This is a genomic window from Sphingobium sp. EP60837 (genome assembly GCF_001658005.1).
GTDB lineage: Bacteria > Pseudomonadota > Alphaproteobacteria > Sphingomonadales > Sphingomonadaceae > Sphingobium > Sphingobium tyrosinilyticum.
On the sequence record NZ_CP015986.1, the window covers coordinates 1,668,793 to 1,684,719 of the forward strand.

The following is a 15,927-nucleotide window of genomic DNA, read 5'->3' on the forward strand; positions in this document are numbered from 1 at the left end:
GGAAAGGGGAGCATGTCCAGCCGCCCGAAATGGATTTATGCGCTCGCAGCCATCGCGGCCTTGCTGGTCCTGCTGCTCGCCTGGAACTGGACCGCGCTGCGTGCCCGCGCCGCCGTGGGCGCGGGATTCGGCGCGCGCGTCACTTGTTCCTGCCGCTATGTGGAGGGCCGCTCCATCGACAGCTGCAGGCGAGACAAGGAACCGGGCATGGCGCTGGTGACGCTCTCCGACGATCCCGAATCACGTGCCGTTGAGGCCGCCGTCCCCCTCCTCGCCTCCCGCACCGCCCGCTACCGCAAGGGCTGGGGCTGCCTGCTTGATCCGATGGACTGAGATGCGCTCCGACGTCCCGGCCCTCCTCCATGACGTCTTCGGCTTCCCGGCATTCCGGGGCGTCCAGCAGCAGGTCGTCAGCCGCATCATGGCGGGGCAGCCGACCCTCGCCATCATGCCGACAGGCGCGGGCAAATCGCTCTGCTACCAACTCCCTGCCGTTGCGCTGGAAGGCTGCTGCGTCGTCATTTCGCCGCTCATCGCCCTGATGCACGACCAGCTCCGCGCGGCACAAGCTGTCGGCATCCGCGCCGCCAGCCTCACCAGCGTGGATAGCGACTGGCGCGAGACGCAGGATCGGCTGCGCAACGGCGATCTCGACCTCCTCTATGTCGCCCCCGAACGCGCCAGCGGCGAAGGCTTCCGCAGCCTGCTGCGCGCCACCAAACTTGCCCTTTTCGCGATAGACGAAGCCCATTGCGTGTCCGAATGGGGCCATGATTTCCGCCCCGACTACCGCCTGCTTCGACCTCTGCTGGACGAGTTTCCCGACGTCCCCCGCCTCGCGCTTACCGCCACCGCGGATCATCACACGCGCGAGGACATTCTCGTCCAGCTCGGGATCCCGCATGATGGCATGATCATCGCGGGCTTCGACCGACCCAATATCCGCTACGCCGTCCACCCCCGCGACGGCCTGCCGCGCCAGCTCTCCGACCTGATCGCCGCGCGCGAAGGCCCGGGCATCGTCTATGCGCCCACCCGCGCCGCCACCGAGAGGCTGGCCGAAACCCTCACGCGCACCGGCCGCCCCACGCGCGCCTATCATGCCGGGCTCGACCCTGCCGTCCGCGCCGCAAACCAGGCCGCCTTCATCTCCAGCGAGGATATGGTGATGGTCGCCACCATCGCCTTCGGCATGGGCATCGACAAGCCCGACGTCCGCTTTGTCGCCCACGCCGCACTCCCCAAATCGATCGAGGGCTATTATCAGGAATCCGGCCGCGCAGGCCGCGACGGCGAACCCGCCGAAGCCCATCTCTTCTGGGGCGCCGACGATTTCGCCCGCGCCCGCCAGCGCATCGGCGAACTCGACCCCAGCCGCCAGCAGGGCGAGCGCACCCGCATCACCGCGCTTGGCGGCCTCGTCGAAACGGGTAGCTGCCGCCGCGCCATCCTGCTCCGCCATTTCGGCGAAGATCCGCCAGCCAGCTGCGGCAATTGCGACAATTGCCTCAATCCGCCCGCCAGCATCGACGCGACCGAAACCGCGCGAAAATTCCTCTCCGCCGTATATCGCACCGGCCAAAGCTTCGGCGTCGGTCATATCGAGCAGGTGTTGACCGGCGCGGTCACCGACCGCATCCGCGAGCGGGGCCATGACAAAATCTCCGTGTACGGCATCGTTCGCGGAGAGGAGATCAGTCTGCTCCGCCCCGTCTCCAGGGCGCTCATCGTAAAAGATGCTTTGCAAACTAACGAACATGGCGGCCTGGAACTCGGCCTCAACGCCCGTCCGATCCTGCGCGGTGAGGAAGATGTCAGCCTGGTCTTGCCCCCGCGCAAGCAACGGCGCCGCCGCAACGCCCGCAATGGCAGCGCGGAAAACCCCGTCGGCGATCCCCTGTTTGACGCCCTGCGCGCCTGCCGCCGCGAACTGGCGCAGGAGCAGGGCGTGCCGCCCTATGTGATTTTCCACGATTCCACCTTGCGCGAAATGGCCGAGCAGCGCCCGGCAAGCCTCGCTGAACTCGGTCACATCAGCGGTATCGGCCAGCGTAAGCTCGACGCTTATGGCGACGCCTTCCTCGCCGCCATTCGCCCTTATCTCTGATCGGGGAGAGGAGGAGGGGGTTGAATCGCCCCGTCTCTAGGCGCATGGCACCGGCAAAGGAGTCCTACCCATGTTCCGCCAGCTCACCCCCACCCTTTATGTCTCCCCCCAGATCAGCGTCGATCAGGTGCAGGAAGCCAAGGCGCTGGGCGTGACCGTCATCATCAACAACCGACCTGATGACGAAGAGCCCGGCCAGACTAACGGCGCCCAGATCGAGGCCGCTGCTGAGGCGGCAGGCATCGCCTACGCCGCCGTGCCGGTCGCCCATGGCGGCTTTGCCCCTTGGCAGCTCGACGGCATGGCCGCCGCATTGGCGCAGGCGGGGGAGGGGAAGGTCCTCGCCTATTGCCGCTCCGGCACGCGCAGCACCCTGCTATGGGCGCTCACCCGCGCCCGCGCAGGCGATCATCCCGCCGCCCTGTCTGAAAAGGCGGAGGCAGCGGGCTATGACCTTACCCCCGTTCGGCAGATCATGGACGCGCTCTCCGCAGGCTGATGCCCGCCGCGTCCGATCCTTATGACGCCATCGTCCTGGGCGCTGGCGGCGCTGGCCTCATGTGTGCCGCAACCGCTGGCCAGCGCGGCAAGCGCGTCCTCGTCATCGATCATGCCGAAGCGGCGGGGAAGAAGATCCTCATCTCCGGCGGTGGCCGTTGCAACTTCACCAACATCCACACCGCGCCAGACCGTTACCTGTCGGCCAATCCTCATTTCGCCAAGTCCGCCCTCGGCCGCTACACGCCGCTGGATTTCCTGACCCTCGTCGAACGGCACGGCATCGCCTGGCATGAAAAGACATTGGGTCAGCTCTTCTGCGATCAATCCGCGCGCCAGATCGTCGCCATGCTGCTCGCCGAGTGCGACGCTGGCGGCGTCACCATTCGCCTCAACCACGGCATCACCGCCGTCACCCATTCGGACGGCCAATTCACCGTGGCCCATGGCGACAAAACCGCCGCCGCGCCCGCGTTGATAATCGCCACTGGCGGCCCCGCCATTCCAAAGATCGGTGCGACGGGCTTCGCCTACGACCTCGCCCGCCAGTTCGGCCTCAAGGTCGTCGAGCCGCGCCCCGCGCTTGTCCCGCTGACCCTCGGCGGCGAAGACCTTCTCTTCCGCTCCCTCTCCGGCGTCTCGACGCCCGTCATAGCGCGCCATGGCAAGACCAGCTTCCGCGAAGCCGCGCTCCTCACCCATCGCGGCCTTTCCGGCCCGGCGATTCTGCAAATCTCGTCCTATTGGCGTCATGGCGACAGCATCAACATCGACTTCCTGCCGGACGCCCCCAGCGGTTGGCTGACGGAAGCGAAGCGCGCCAAGCCCCGCGCCTCGATATCGGCGACCCTGCGCGCCCATCTTCCCGACCGGCTGGCGGACGCCTTGGCCGAACGGCTGGCCCTATCCGGCGACCTCGGCAATCTCCCTGACCGAAAGCTCGAAGACGCCCAGCGCCGCCTCGCCGCCTGGTCATTCACCCCCAACGGCACCGAAGGTTTCGCCAAGGCCGAAGTCACCATCGGCGGCATATCCACCACCGAACTCTCCTCCCAGACGATGGAAGCCCGCCGCGTCCCCGGCCTCTACGCCATCGGCGAAGCCGCGGATGTCACCGGCTGGCTAGGCGGCTATAATTTCCAATGGGCCTGGGCCAGCGGCTGGGCGGCGGCGCAGGCGCTCTAACCTCATCATCTCTATCGTCACCCCGGGCTCGACCCGGGGTCCCGCTTAACATTGCAATCAGAAGAAGCGGGATGCCGGCTCAAGGCCGGCATGACGGTTTAGTTGTCGGCTAACGACCATTTGTGGACATTTGTGTCCTGAAATCATTGCCCGAATAGCGGACATAGTCGCTTTTAAGGCGATCAGTTTTCCGGAAGGAGCTTTCGCTCCTCGGCCTCCTTGCCCGCCTGCGTCCTTGACGTGATAGTGGTGCCTATCGAGGCGGCAACAATGCCAGCGATACCGAGCCACTTCGCCAGTGGCAGCTTCTCGTGCAGTAGCAGTGCACCCACCACCGCCCCGACCGCCGGTTCGCCGCTGGTCAGCACGCCGAAGGTGCGGGTTGGCAGTCGGCGCAAAGCGAACATTTCCAGAGAGTAGGGGATCGCACTCGACAGCAGGGCTACGATCAGCGCCAGGCCAAGTACGTGGGGCGCGAACAACGTGGCTCCGCCTCCAGCAATGCCGAACGGCATTGCCAGCACCGCCGCCACAATCATGCCAAAGGCGGGTGCTTCAGTACCCAAGGCATCGCCCGCGCGACGGCCCATGACGATGTAGCTTCCCCAGAAGACCCCGGCTGCAAGTGCGAGCGCGATCCCGACAGGATCGAGCGTGCTTCCGCCGATGCGTAGCGGCAGCAGCAGCGCCAGACCGGCCACTGCCAACGCGATCCACCCGAAGTCGCGTGGGCGACGCGAGGCAAAGGTCGCGACCGCCAGTGGCCCGGTGAACTCAAAAGCCAGCGCAATGCCGAGCGGGATACGATCGATCGCCATGTAGAAGAGTAGGTTCATCGCGCCCAAGGATAGGCCGTAGGGGAGCGCGGCATGCAGCAGGTCCCGGGTGAACCGCACGCGCCAGATCCGGAAACCGACCGACAACAGAATGGCGGCCAGCATGAGACGCAACGCCGTGGTGCCAGCAGGCCCGATGACGACGAAGAGCTTCTTTGCAACGGTTGCCCCAAGAGTTATCGAAATCATGGCACCCACCACCGCCGCGAGCAGCGCAAATGCCGTGTGAAGCGTGTCAGCATCATCATGTTGCGTGCGTGGATTATCTTGGGCCATCGCCGGGCATTAGCCGAGTGGCTTGATAATTGGTTTCTATGAAAGCGCAGAAGAGATAATTATTATCGCAGGCCATGGTAGACGTATTTGACCTCCGCATTCTGACGACGTTGCAGGAAGACGCTCGCATTTCGATGCCGGAGCTGTCGGAGCGCGTGGGGCTTTCCGCGCCCGCATGCTACCGCCGCGTAAGAGCGCTCCGCGATCAGGGTTCGATCGAGAGGGAGATCGCGCTTGTCGCGCCCGGGACTATGGGCTGGCCGGTGACAATGGTCGTCCTCGTAATGCTGGAGCGGGATCGCGGACGGATCATCGATGAGATCGTCGCTCGCTTGCAGCGCGCGCCGGAGGTGACGGATGCGTGGTACGTCACCGGCGACCACGACCTAGTGCTGCATGTCGCAGCGAAGGATATGGCGAGCTACGATGCATTCACCAACCGCGTTCTTCATGCGGACGAGAATGTCCGGAGCTTCACGACGTTGGTCGTCATGCGCCAAGCTAAAACAATGGCGCCGCTGCCGCCAGCTGGCAGCATCAAGGTGCCCTGAGCCTTGTTTCCCGGGCCGAAATGCTTCTCCGGAGGGGTGGCGATGCCGCGTAATGGCGGCTATCTTCGCGCGCCTTCCCGCAAACGGCGGGTCCCCAATCCACCCAGCGAAAGCTGTGATCTATTCCACAAGAACGGCAGCCAACAAAAAAGCGGCACCCAGCTCCCGCCAAGCGCCGCTTCTACAACCAAATCCGCGAAGACCTCAGCGGCAATCCCCGCGCTCGACCTCACGGCCCGCCAGCGCACCCGCGCCCGCGCCTAGGATCAGCCCGGTCGTGCTTGGCCGGTTCCAACGCCCGCCGCGTCCGATCTCCCGGCCCAACAGCCCGCCCAGCACGCCGCCGACCACCGCGCCGGTCGTGCCCGACGTGCAGCGATCGCTATAGGCCCGTGCGCGATAGGGGCGGGGCGCATCGCGATAATGTTCCTCGCGATATTCGCGATATTCCACCGGCCGCCGATCATAATCGCGATAACCCCGGTCATAACCGCGATCCTCGCTTTCATAGCTTTCGCTGCGATAATAGCTGCCGTCATCGCCCTCATAGCGCTCGCTATAGCGATAGCTGCTCTGCGCCAGGGCGGGCGTGACGGTGACGCCCGCCATCGCAGCGCTGGCGATCGAAACGGAGATGATGAATTTGCTCAACATGGCATGCCTCCACTGACCCTTATGGAGACCGATATGGGTGGCCTGCGATGACCGCTGGATGAACATGCGGGCGTGCTACGGCTTGAACAGAGCCTTCAGCGCGATCAGCCGCACTCCACCGTTACATGCTCCATCCGCGGCAGCGCGCGGACCCGCTGGCGTACCTTGGCGACATCGCCGCCAGGCGCCAGGCTGATGATCGCGGCATGCGCATGCGGGCCGATCCGCCAGACATGCAGGTCGCGGATGGTGCCGCCTTCCGCCTCGACCAGACCCTTGATCCGCTTCGTCAGCGCGGGCTCGGCCGTATCGAGCAGGATGGACGCTGTGTCCTTCATCAGCCCCCAGGCCCAGCGCGCGATCACCACGGACCCCAATATGCCGACTGCCGGGTCAAGCCACCACCAGCCCATATAGCGCCCCGCGAGCAGCGCGGCGATCGCAAGCACGGATGTCAGCGCGTCGGTCAGCACATGCACATAGGCCGCACGCAGATTATTGTCGGCATGGCCATGCTTGTGGCCATGGTCATGCGCGTGATCATGCTCATGGTCGTGATGATGGTCATGGTCATGATGGTTATGGCTATGATCATGTCCCAGCAGCACTGCGCTGATCAGATTGATGGCAAGGCCGATGACAGCGACCAGCGTCGCCTCACCAAATTTCACCGAAACCGGCTCGAAGAAGCGCAGCACCGATTCGATCAGGATGAACAGCGCGGTTACGCCGAGCAGAAGGGCGGAGGCAAAGCCCGACAGGTCGCCAACCTTGCCCGTGCCAAAGGTAAAGCGCGGGTTGCGGGCATGACGGCGGGCATAGCCATAGGCGGCCGCCGCCACCGCCAGGGCGCCTGCATGGGTCGCCATGTGGAACCCATCCGCCAGCAGCGCCATCGATCCGGTGATCCAGCCGAAGACGATCTCCACAACCATCGTGGCGGCGGTCAGCCACACCACCCACAGCGTGCGCCGGGCATTCTGGTCATGGCCCGCGCTGAGGTAGATATGGTCGAAATAATGCTGTTCCTCGTCCTCGCCGAGGAAGGGGGCTTGGACAGCCGATGGAGCGTGGTGATGATGGTCGTGCATAGTCATTTTCCGTAGCGGCGGATCAGCGCCAGCATCTCTTCCGCCGCCGCCTCTCGTTCCTTGTCGGTCAGGCCGGGGCGGGCGACATGGTCGCGCATATGCTGTTCGATCAGTTCTTCCATCAAGCTGCCGACCGCGCCGCGCACGGATGCGACAAGCTGCAATGTCTCCGAACAGCCCGCCTCGCCGGACAATTGCCGCTCGATCGCGGCGACCTGGCCGGCGATCCGCCGCACCCGCGCGAGCAGCTTATCCCTGTTTTCCACCACATGCATAGGATACTCCCCTATGCTATAGGGCAATTTTCGTCAAACGCGTTTAAGTCGCTATTTCTTACATTAATTCCCTTCCCGCCACCGCTCCGCCTGCCTAACAGAAGGGATGGCTCAGACCTTCGACTGCGACTTGGCGATCCTCGGCGGCGGCCTAGCCGGCAGCCTGATCGCACTCGCCTTCGCCCGACTCCGGCCCGATATCGACCTGCTCCTGATCGAGCGGGACCAGGTTCTTGGCGGCAACCACCTCTGGTCCTTCTTCGACAGCGACATCCGCCCCGCCGATCGCTGGCTGATCGATCCTCTCGTCACCCACCGCTGGCCCCAGGGTCACGAAGTCCGCTTCCCCACCTACCGCCGCGTCTTGGACGGCGGCTATAACAGCATCGCCTCGGCCCAGCTCGACGCCCATGTCCGCCATGTCCTCGGCGACCGTGTCCTGCTGAGCACGGAGGTTGTGGTAGCGGCCGCCGATCATGTCACCCTATCAGACGGCCGCAATATCCGCGCCCGCGCCGTCCTTGACGCGCGGGGTGGCGGTGACCTGTCGGCGCTAGACTGCGGCTGGCAGAAGTTCGTTGGCCAGGCCCTTCGCTTGGCGCATCCCCATGGATTGGACCGCCCGGTCATCATGGACGCCACCGTCGATCAGTTCGACGGCTACCGCTTCGTCTATCTGCTCCCCTTTGGCGATCGCACCATCTTCGTCGAGGACACCTATTACAGCAACAGCCCAGCCCTCGACCTCCCAGTCCTCGCCGACCGCATCGCGAGCTATGCCGCCCAGCAAGGGTGGCGGGTGGAAGATGTCGTCCATCAGGAAAGCGGCATCCTTCCCGTCGTCCATGGCGGCGACTTCGATCGCTTCTGGCCGCCAGAGGATAGTGTCCCTCGTGCAGGCGTGCGCGCTGCATTGTTCCAGCCAATGACCGGCTATTCGCTGCCCGACGCTGTCGCGACCGCACTCTGGCTCGCCGATCAGCCGCTCAACAGCCTCGCCACCGCAACCCGCGACCGCGCTGCAGCGCATTGGCGATCGGGCGGCTATTACCGCTTGCTCGGCAAAATGCTCTTCCTCGCCGCGCAGCCGGACCAGCGCTGGCGCATATTCGATCGCTTCTATCGCCTTAGTCCCCATCTTATCGGCCGCTTCTACGCAGGCCACTCCACCTGGGCCGACCGCATCCGCATCTTGTGCGGTCGCCCCCCCGTGCCCATAAGGAGCGCCATGCGCGCATTGTTGAGCCCCTCCGCCTGATGAACCGTAAAGCGATCGTCATTGGGGCAGGCTTCGGCGGCCTCGCCCTTGCCATCCGCCTGCAATCGGCCGGGGTCGAGACAACGCTGGTCGAAGCGCGCGATCGCCCTGGCGGCCGTGCTTATATGTGGGAAAAGGACGGCTTCGTCTTCGACGCAGGCCCCACCGTGGTCACCGACCCGGATTGCCTTGCCGAGCTATGGCGCTTGTCCGGCCATGACATGGCGGAGGATGTCAGCCTCGTGCCCGTCTCGCCCTTCTACCGTCTCAACTGGCGCGACGGCACGAATTTCGACTATTCCAACGACGAAAACGCCCTCCGCGCGCAGATCGCTAAGCTCAACCCGCAGGATGTCGCAGGCTATCAGCGCTTCCTCGATTATTCGGAGGGCGTTTATGAGGAGGGCTACCGCAAGCTCGGCTCGGTCGCCTTCCTCGATTTCGCCTCCATGGTCCGCGCCGCCCCCGCGCTCGCCAAGCATCAGGCGTGGCGTTCGGTCTATTCGGTCGTCTCCTCCTATGTGAAGGATGAACGGCTGCGGCAGGCTTTATCCTTCCACACCCTGCTGGTCGGCGGCAACCCGATGCAGACCAGCGCCATCTATGCCCTCATCCACAAACTGGAAAAGGATGGTGGCGTCTGGTTCGCCAAAGGCGGCACCAACCGGCTTGTGCAAGGCATGGCGACGCATTTCGAGCGGCTCGGCGGCACACTGCGCCTCGCTGATCCTGTGGTGCGGATCGAAACCCATGGCGACCGCGCCGTCGCCGTATCGACCGCCTCGGGTTGGCGGGGGGATGCGGATGCGGTCGCGACCAACGCCGACCTCATGCACAGCTATCGCGACCTGATCGGCCATCATCCCCGCGGGCAGAAGCAGGCGGAGAAGCTCGCCCGCAAGCGCTGGTCGCCCAGCCTCTTCGTCCTGCATTTCGGCATTAAGGGCAGCTGGCCCGGCATCCCGCATCATATGATCCTGTTCGGTCCCCGCTATGGGGGATTGCTGACCGACATCTATGATCATGGCGTGCTGCCGCAGGACTTCTCCTTATATCTGCACCATCCGACGGTCACGGATCCGTCGATGGCGCCTGACGGCCATTCGACCTTCTATGCGCTCGCGCCGGTGCCTCATCTGGGCAAGCTTCCGATCGATTGGGAGCAGTTTGGTCCCGTCTATGCCGAGCGGATACTGGACGAGATTCAGCACCGGCTGATCCCCGACATCCGATCGCGCATCGTGACCCAATTCCATTATGCACCGCCCGATTTTCAACATGACCTTTCCGCCCATCTGGGCAGTGCCTTCAGCCTGGAGCCGCTCCTGACGCAAAGTGCCTGGTTCCGTGCCCATAATCGAGACGATGTGATCCCGAACCTCTATCTCGTGGGCGCGGGCACTCACCCGGGCGCGGGCATTCCGGGCGTGGTCGGCAGCGCGAAGGCGACCGCCGCGCTGATGCTGGAGGAGCTGGTTTGAAGCGTCTTGCCGTCTATTGCGGCTCAGCCCTACCGGCTGATCCCGTCTATGTCGAAGCGGCGCGCCATGTCGGCCGCACCCTGGCCCAGCGCGGCATCGGCGTCGTCTATGGTGGCGGGCGGCTGGGCCTCATGGGCGCGGTTGCCGACGCGGCGCTGGAGGCGGGAGGCGAAGTGGTCGGCGTCATCCCGGATGCACTGGTCAGCGCGGAAGTCGCGCATCGCGGCTGTACCGAGCTTCACGTCGTACAGACCATGCATCAGCGCAAGGCGCTGTTCACGGACCTGTCCGACGGCTTCGTGACCTTGCCCGGCGGCGTCGGCACGATGGATGAACTGTGGGAGGCGATCAGTTGGGCGCAGCTTGGCTACCACGCCAAGCCCGTGGGCTTGCTCAACGTCGCCGGCTTTTACGACCAACTCATCGCCTTCAACCGGCATATGATCGGCACCGGCTTCATCCGCCCGCAGCATGCCAATATTCTCGTGCACGCAGCTGCGATCGAACCGCTGCTCGATCAGATGGCCGCCTACCAGGCTCATGAGCCGATCTTCGCCATAAAAGCCGATCGCCTCTAGTCATCGCTGGCGCTTGCGGGATGGAGAGGGGACGGGCATGTCGCCAAGCGTGACCCATTTTGACCGCTCAACCCTGGTGGCCCACGCCCGCGATAGCATCGTCCGGGGCTCCAAATCCTTCGCCCTGGCTTCCAAGCTGTTCGACCGCGAAACGCGAGAACGCGCATGGCTTCTCTATGCCTGGTGCCGCAAATGCGACGACATCGCCGATGGTCAGGATCATGGCGGAACGATGCAGGGCGTTACGGACGGGCAGGCGCGGTTGTCGGCGATACGCGTGCTTACCGATGCGGCCTTGCGGGGCGAGCCAACCGGCGATCCCGCTTTCGACGGCTTCGGCCTCGTCATGCGCGAATGCCGCATCCCAGACCGCTACGCCCACGATCTGCTCGAAGGTTTCGCGCTCGACGCCCGCGACTGGCGGCCCCACAGCGAAGCGGACATGCTGCGCTATTGCTATCATGTCGCCGGGGCTGTCGGGTGCATGATGGCGGTGCTGATGGGCGTCGATCCGGAGGACGAAGCCACCCTCGACCGGGCTTGCGACCTTGGCCTCGCCTTCCAGCTTGCCAACATCGCCCGCGACATCAGTGAGGATGAGGCGGTAGATCGCTGCTACTTGCCCGAGGAATGGTTGGTCGAAATGGATATCCCACCTGGCGAGCATATGAAGCCATGGGTTCGGCCCAGGCTCGCCATCCTGGCCCGCCGCCTTGCCGACATGGCTGCGGCTTATGAGGACAGCGCCCGCCACGGCACCGGCGCGCTACCGCCTCGGTCGGCTTGGGCTGTACTCGCGGCAGCTGGCATTTATGGCGACATAGCCCGCGAAGTCGCTCGCCGGGGCGAGCAAGCGTGGGACCATCGTGTCGTTACGCCCAAGCTGGAAAAGCTGGGCTGGGTTCTTCGCGCCGCCTTGCAAGTCTCAGGCCGCGCCCGCCGTTGGCCAGTCGTGACGGCGCGCCCTTCGCAGCTTTGGACCCGTCGAGCAGGCTGACAAAAAAAGGACCGATACTTTCGTACCGGTCCCAGGCGTGTTCGCAGGAGGAACAAGGTGAGGCGGGCGGGCCGTTCTTTCCGGCCCACCCTGCCGAATTCTTAGTAGTTGTAGGCGCGTTCGCCGTGGCTCGAGAGATCCAGACCTTCCATCTCGGCTTCGACGTTCGGGCGCAGGCCCATGGTCTTGTCGATGATGAAGTAGAGGATCGCGCTGCCGATGCCCGAGAAGAGCAGGGTGAACACGACTGCCTTGACCTGGATCCAGACCTGAGCCGGGATGCTGTAGGCTTCCGGATGGAAGGCCGCCGGGAAGACGGTGTAGTCGAACACGCCCTGGCCGCCGAGCGACGGCGCCGCGACGATGCCGGTGGCAATGGCGCCGACGATGCCGCCGATGCAGTGCACGCCGAACACGTCCAGGCTGTCGTCATAGCCGACCTTGCCCTTCACGAACGCCACGAAGATGTAGCAGATCGGCGAAACGACGAAGCCGAGGACGATCGAGGTCATGGGAGCCGCAAAGCCCGCAGCCGGGGTGATGGCGACCAGACCAGCAACCGCGCCCGTGACCGCGCCCAACAGCGAAGACTTGCCATGGTGGACCTGCTCGACCAGCGACCAGCTCACCGCCGCCGCGCAGGTGGCGACCATGGTGTTGATGAAGGCGACGCCGGTGACGGCATTGGCTTCCAGGTTGGAGCCAGCGTTGAAACCGAACCAGCCGACCCACAGCAGGCTCGCGCCGATCATGGTCATGGTCAGCGAGTGCGGCGGCATGGGTTCCTTGGGGAAGCCTACGCGCTTGCCGATCATGATCGCGCCGACAAGGCCAGCGATACCGGCGTTGATGTGGACGACGGTGCCGCCCGCAAAGTCGAGCGCGCCCCAGCCCCAGAGCAGGCCGTAGTCGGTCGGAGCATCAACCAGGAAGTCCGGGCCAGCCCAGTACCAAACCATGTGCGCCATCGGGAAATAGATCACCGTCAGCCACAGCACCACGAACACCATCAGCGAAGAGAATTTCACGCGCTCCGCAAAGGCGCCGACGATCAGCGCCGGAGTAATCATGGCAAAGGTCATCTGGAAGACGACGAACACGAATTCGGGCAGATAGACGTTGTTGCTGAACGTCGCGCCGTAGGTGGTGCCATCGACGCCCATCAGGAACGCCTTGGAAAGCCCGCCGAAGAAGGGATTGGAACCGCCCGAAGTGAAGGCGATCGAATAGCCCCAGCAGCACCAGACCAGGCCGGCGACCGAAACGATCATGAACACCTGCATGAGGATGCTCAGCATGTTCTTCGTGCGGACCAGGCCGCCGTAGAAGAGCGCAAGGCCCGGAACGGACATCATCAGGACCAGCGCGGCCGAGATCAGCATCCAGGCGACGTCGCCCTTATTGACCATGCCCGCCATCGCAGCGGCGTCTGGCGCCTTGATCGGCGCGGCGAGCGCCGGCGCGGCCGCGAGAAGGGTCAGCGCAGCCGCCCCCATCACGCCGCAAAACTTCTTGGAAAAGGTCATTATTCCCCCCTTCTTACAGCGCGGTTTCGCCGGTCTCGCCCGTGCGGATGCGCACGGCCTGACCGACATCGAGGACGAAGATTTTGCCGTCACCGATCGCGCCGGAGTTGGCAGCCTGCTGCGTGGCTTCCACCACCCGCGGCGCGAGGTCGTCATCGCAGACCACCTCGATCTTGATTTTCGGAACCATGTTCGTGGAATATTCGGCGCCCCGATAGATTTCGGTTTGCCCCTTCTGGCGGCCGAAGCCCTTCACCTCGGACACCGTCATGCCGGCGATGCCGAGCGAGGAGAGTGCCTCGCGGACATCGTCAAGCTTGAACGGCTTGATGATAGCCATGACAAGTTTCATGTCGCCCCCTGTTTAATGGTGTGCGGCGACATTCCAGCAAGAGGCGTGCCAATTCGGCAAAGTCGTTCTGTTCGGGACTTTTCTCAGAAGGTTTCCATCTCGACCGCTAAAAAAATGGGCAGCGGAAGGGTGATGCCCAAAAAATGGGCAGCGGAGCGTCTACCAGTTTTCAGCCTGCTGAGCGGCCTCTTGTTCCTCGGCCAGGGTCTTTCGCCCAAGTACGGCATTCCGGTGCGGGAAGCGGCCGAACTGCTCGATCATGTCATGATGATCGCGGGCAAACTCCAGCGAGCGGCTGTCGCCTGCCGCTTCGAACAGGCTAAGCGACAGCTTCTGATCTTCCAGATCTTCACTGTGCTGAAACGGCATGTAGAAGAATAGACGCCCCGCCCCGCCAATCTGTATGTCATAGCCATGGGAGATCGCTCCACGGGCTACGGCGCGCGCCAGCTCATCTGTTGCATAAGCCTTTGGGGTGCCGCGAAACATATTCCGGGGCAGTTGATCGAACAGCAGGACGGCGGCGAGGGCATCGTCGGCGCGGTCGAGAAAGACCTCACCCGCTAATAACCGCTTCTCTTCCCACAGGGTCGCAAAGCGGGTCGCACATTGCCGATCCAGATCGGCATCATGGGTCCACCAACGCTGCTCGCCAACCTTGTTGAACCAAAAGTCCAGAAGCGCCGCAGCCCAGTCGGCGGTAACGGCATCATGGCTGTCCGTCAGCATGTTCATACAGAAATAAAGATGCGGCGGGACAGTGGTTCCTCAGCCCGTAGCGGCGGCGCCTCAGGTCGCCGTGCCGCCTACAGTCAGACCCTCGATAAGCAGTGTCGGCTGCCCCACACCCGCGGGCACGCTCTGCCCGCCCTTCCCGCACATGCCGATGCCTTCGTCCAGCGCCCAGTCATTGCCGATGCCGGCAACCTTGGTCAACGCGGTCGGTCCATCGCCGATCAGCGTCGCGCCCTTGATGGGCTCGCCCAGCTTTCCATTCTCGACCTTATAGGCTTCCGTGCAGGAAAAGACGAACTTGCCCGACACAATATCGACCTGCCCCCCACCGAAGCTCTTAGCGAAGATGCCGGACTTCATGCGGGACAGCAGCTCCTCCGGATCATCCTGCCCGCCCTTGATGAAAGTGTTGGTCATGCGCGGCATGGGCGCGTGCGCATAGCTTTCGCGGCGGCCGTTGCCGGTCGGCTCAACGCCCATCAGGCGGGCGTTCAGGCGATCCTGCATATAGCCTTTGAGGATGCCGTTCTCTATCAACACATTTTCCTTGGTAGGCGTGCCTTCGTCATCGATGGACAGCGACCCGCGCCGGTTCAGGATCGACCCGTCATCCACCACCGTCACGCCCCGCGCGGCGACGCGCTCACCCATGCGACCGGAAAAGGCGCTCGTGCCCTTACGGTTGAAGTCGCCTTCCAAGCCGTGGCCGATCGCCTCATGCACCAGTACGCCCGGCCAGCCCGGCCCAAGCAGCACGGTCATCTCACCTGCAGGCGCGGCGACGGAGCGCAGATTGACGCGCGCATGCGCCAGCGCTTCGTCGATCGCGCGGTTCCAGATCGCGGGATCCATCACCTCATCGTAAAGATAGCGCCCGCCAATGCCGAAAATGCCGGTTTCGCGGCGGCCATTCTCTTCCAGGATGACGGACACGTTGAGCCGCACAAGCGGCCGTATGTCGGTTGCGGTAAAGCCATCGGGGCGCACGATCTCCACCACCGACCAGCTACCCGCCAGGCTGACCGACACCTGCGCCACGCGAGGGTCGCGGGCGCGAGCGGCAGCGTCGATGGCGGCGCAGAGCGTCACCTTCTCGGCGAACGGCACGATCTCCAGAGGATTGGCATCCGTATAGAGGTGACGGTTGGTATGCTGCGGCGGCGGCGCGGGCTGGCCCTTGGCCGGATCGAGCAGAGCCAGCGTTTCCGCCGCGCGCCGGATCGCCGCTTCGCTGATGTCATTGGCATGGGCGAAACCTGTCATCTCGCCGGACACGCCGCGGAGGCCAAAGCCCGCATCGGTCGAATAGTCGGCGGTCTTCAGCCGTCCATCGTCGAAACCGAAGCTCTCGCTCGCCCGATATTGCAGATATAGCTCACCATCATCGCACTTCTTAAGTGCGTCGGCCGTCAGGCGGCGCGCGCCATCGGGATCGAGCAGGCCCGGGCGATAAAGAAGGCCGCGCGCATCGGTGAACTGGGAAGCTATATCGGTCATGCCGCCCGATATAGGCGCGGCAATTCCTGA

General features: G+C 64.2%; 17 protein-coding genes. 9 read left to right on the plus strand and 8 right to left on the minus strand.

Annotated features, from left to right (window positions below):
- The first annotated feature begins 12 nt into the window (after positions 1-12).
- From EP837_RS08140 to EP837_RS08155, 4 genes are all read left to right on the plus strand, one after another.
- Positions 13-333, plus strand: coding sequence for a hypothetical protein (locus EP837_RS08140; RefSeq protein WP_066526272.1), 321 nt, complete (start codon positions 13-15; stop codon positions 331-333).
- A gap of 1 nt (position 334) precedes the next feature.
- Positions 335-2,107 (plus strand): DNA helicase RecQ, encoded by a 1,773-nt coding sequence (gene recQ / locus EP837_RS08145; RefSeq protein ID WP_066526273.1) that lies wholly within the window; start codon positions 335-337, stop codon positions 2,105-2,107.
- A gap of 70 nt (positions 2,108-2,177) precedes the next feature.
- Entirely contained in the window at positions 2,178-2,606 is a 429-nt protein-coding gene (locus EP837_RS08150) for a TIGR01244 family sulfur transferase (protein WP_066526275.1), read from the plus strand.
- The gene (locus tag EP837_RS08155) at positions 2,606-3,790 is read left to right on the plus strand and encodes an NAD(P)/FAD-dependent oxidoreductase (protein WP_066526277.1); all 1,185 of its coding nucleotides are present in this window, start codon (positions 2,606-2,608) and stop codon (positions 3,788-3,790) included. Before EP837_RS08150 ends, EP837_RS08155 begins: the two co-directional genes overlap by 1 nt.
- Before the next feature lie 182 nt (positions 3,791-3,972).
- On the opposite strand, the gene EP837_RS08160 is transcribed toward EP837_RS08155, so the two are convergent.
- Positions 3,973-4,815 (minus strand): EamA family transporter, encoded by an 843-nt coding sequence (locus tag EP837_RS08160; RefSeq protein ID WP_225870518.1) that lies wholly within the window; start codon positions 4,813-4,815, stop codon positions 3,973-3,975.
- A 161-nt stretch (positions 4,816-4,976) separates the two neighbouring features.
- Here EP837_RS08160 and EP837_RS08165 point away from each other — a divergent pair, with 161 nt between their 5' ends.
- Positions 4,977-5,453, plus strand: a complete 477-nt coding sequence (locus tag EP837_RS08165) for an Lrp/AsnC family transcriptional regulator (protein ID WP_066526279.1) — start codon at positions 4,977-4,979, stop codon at positions 5,451-5,453.
- Between the two features lie 204 nt (positions 5,454-5,657).
- Here the strand turns inward: EP837_RS08165 and EP837_RS08170 are convergent, their stop codons facing one another.
- From EP837_RS08170 to EP837_RS08180, 3 genes are all read right to left on the minus strand, one after another.
- Positions 5,658-6,107, minus strand: coding sequence for a glycine zipper 2TM domain-containing protein (locus EP837_RS08170; RefSeq protein ID WP_066528994.1), 450 nt, complete (start codon positions 6,105-6,107; stop codon positions 5,658-5,660).
- 104 nt (positions 6,108-6,211) lie between these two features.
- Positions 6,212-7,204, minus strand: a complete 993-nt coding sequence (gene dmeF, locus EP837_RS08175; protein WP_066526280.1) for a CDF family Co(II)/Ni(II) efflux transporter DmeF — start codon at positions 7,202-7,204, stop codon at positions 6,212-6,214.
- The gene (locus tag EP837_RS08180; RefSeq protein WP_066526281.1) at positions 7,201-7,473 is read right to left on the minus strand and encodes a metal/formaldehyde-sensitive transcriptional repressor; all 273 of its coding nucleotides are present in this window, start codon (positions 7,471-7,473) and stop codon (positions 7,201-7,203) included. The genes dmeF and EP837_RS08180 overlap by 4 nt, the downstream gene beginning before the upstream one ends.
- A gap of 106 nt (positions 7,474-7,579) precedes the next feature.
- Here EP837_RS08180 and crtY point away from each other — a divergent pair, with 106 nt between their 5' ends.
- The 4 genes from crtY to EP837_RS08200 are packed head-to-tail and all read left to right on the plus strand — an operon-like array spanning position 7,580 to position 11,787.
- Positions 7,580-8,731, plus strand: coding sequence for a lycopene beta-cyclase CrtY (crtY, locus tag EP837_RS08185; RefSeq protein ID WP_066526282.1), 1,152 nt, complete (start codon positions 7,580-7,582; stop codon positions 8,729-8,731).
- Complete coding sequence (locus EP837_RS08190; RefSeq protein ID WP_066526284.1) at positions 8,731-10,212, plus strand: phytoene desaturase; 1,482 nt, start codon at positions 8,731-8,733, stop codon at positions 10,210-10,212. The genes crtY and EP837_RS08190 overlap by 1 nt, the downstream gene beginning before the upstream one ends.
- Positions 10,209-10,790 (plus strand): TIGR00730 family Rossman fold protein, encoded by a 582-nt coding sequence (locus EP837_RS08195; RefSeq protein WP_066526286.1) that lies wholly within the window; start codon positions 10,209-10,211, stop codon positions 10,788-10,790. Before EP837_RS08190 ends, EP837_RS08195 begins: the two co-directional genes overlap by 4 nt.
- 37 nt (positions 10,791-10,827) lie before the next feature.
- The gene (locus tag EP837_RS08200; RefSeq protein WP_082919574.1) at positions 10,828-11,787 is read left to right on the plus strand and encodes a phytoene/squalene synthase family protein; all 960 of its coding nucleotides are present in this window, start codon (positions 10,828-10,830) and stop codon (positions 11,785-11,787) included.
- A 101-nt stretch (positions 11,788-11,888) separates the two neighbouring features.
- On the opposite strand, the gene EP837_RS08205 is transcribed toward EP837_RS08200, so the two are convergent.
- The 4 genes from EP837_RS08205 to tldD all read right to left on the minus strand — a co-directional run bounded on the left by EP837_RS08205 (position 11,889) and on the right by tldD (position 15,897).
- Positions 11,889-13,313 (minus strand): ammonium transporter, encoded by a 1,425-nt coding sequence (locus EP837_RS08205; protein ID WP_066526287.1) that lies wholly within the window; start codon positions 13,311-13,313, stop codon positions 11,889-11,891.
- 13 nt (positions 13,314-13,326) lie between these two features.
- Positions 13,327-13,665 carry a P-II family nitrogen regulator gene (locus EP837_RS08210; RefSeq protein WP_037462870.1) on the minus strand — a complete coding sequence of 113 codons (339 nt, stop codon included), beginning with the start codon at positions 13,663-13,665 and terminating at the stop codon, positions 13,327-13,329.
- Between the two features lie 159 nt (positions 13,666-13,824).
- Entirely contained in the window at positions 13,825-14,400 is a 576-nt protein-coding gene (locus EP837_RS08215; protein ID WP_066526288.1) for a DUF924 family protein, read from the minus strand.
- 54 nt (positions 14,401-14,454) lie between these two features.
- On the minus strand, positions 14,455-15,897 hold the full coding sequence (gene tldD / locus EP837_RS08220; protein ID WP_066526290.1) for a metalloprotease TldD: 1,443 nt from the start codon (positions 15,895-15,897) through the stop codon (positions 14,455-14,457).
- Positions 15,898-15,927: the final 30 nt, after the last annotated feature.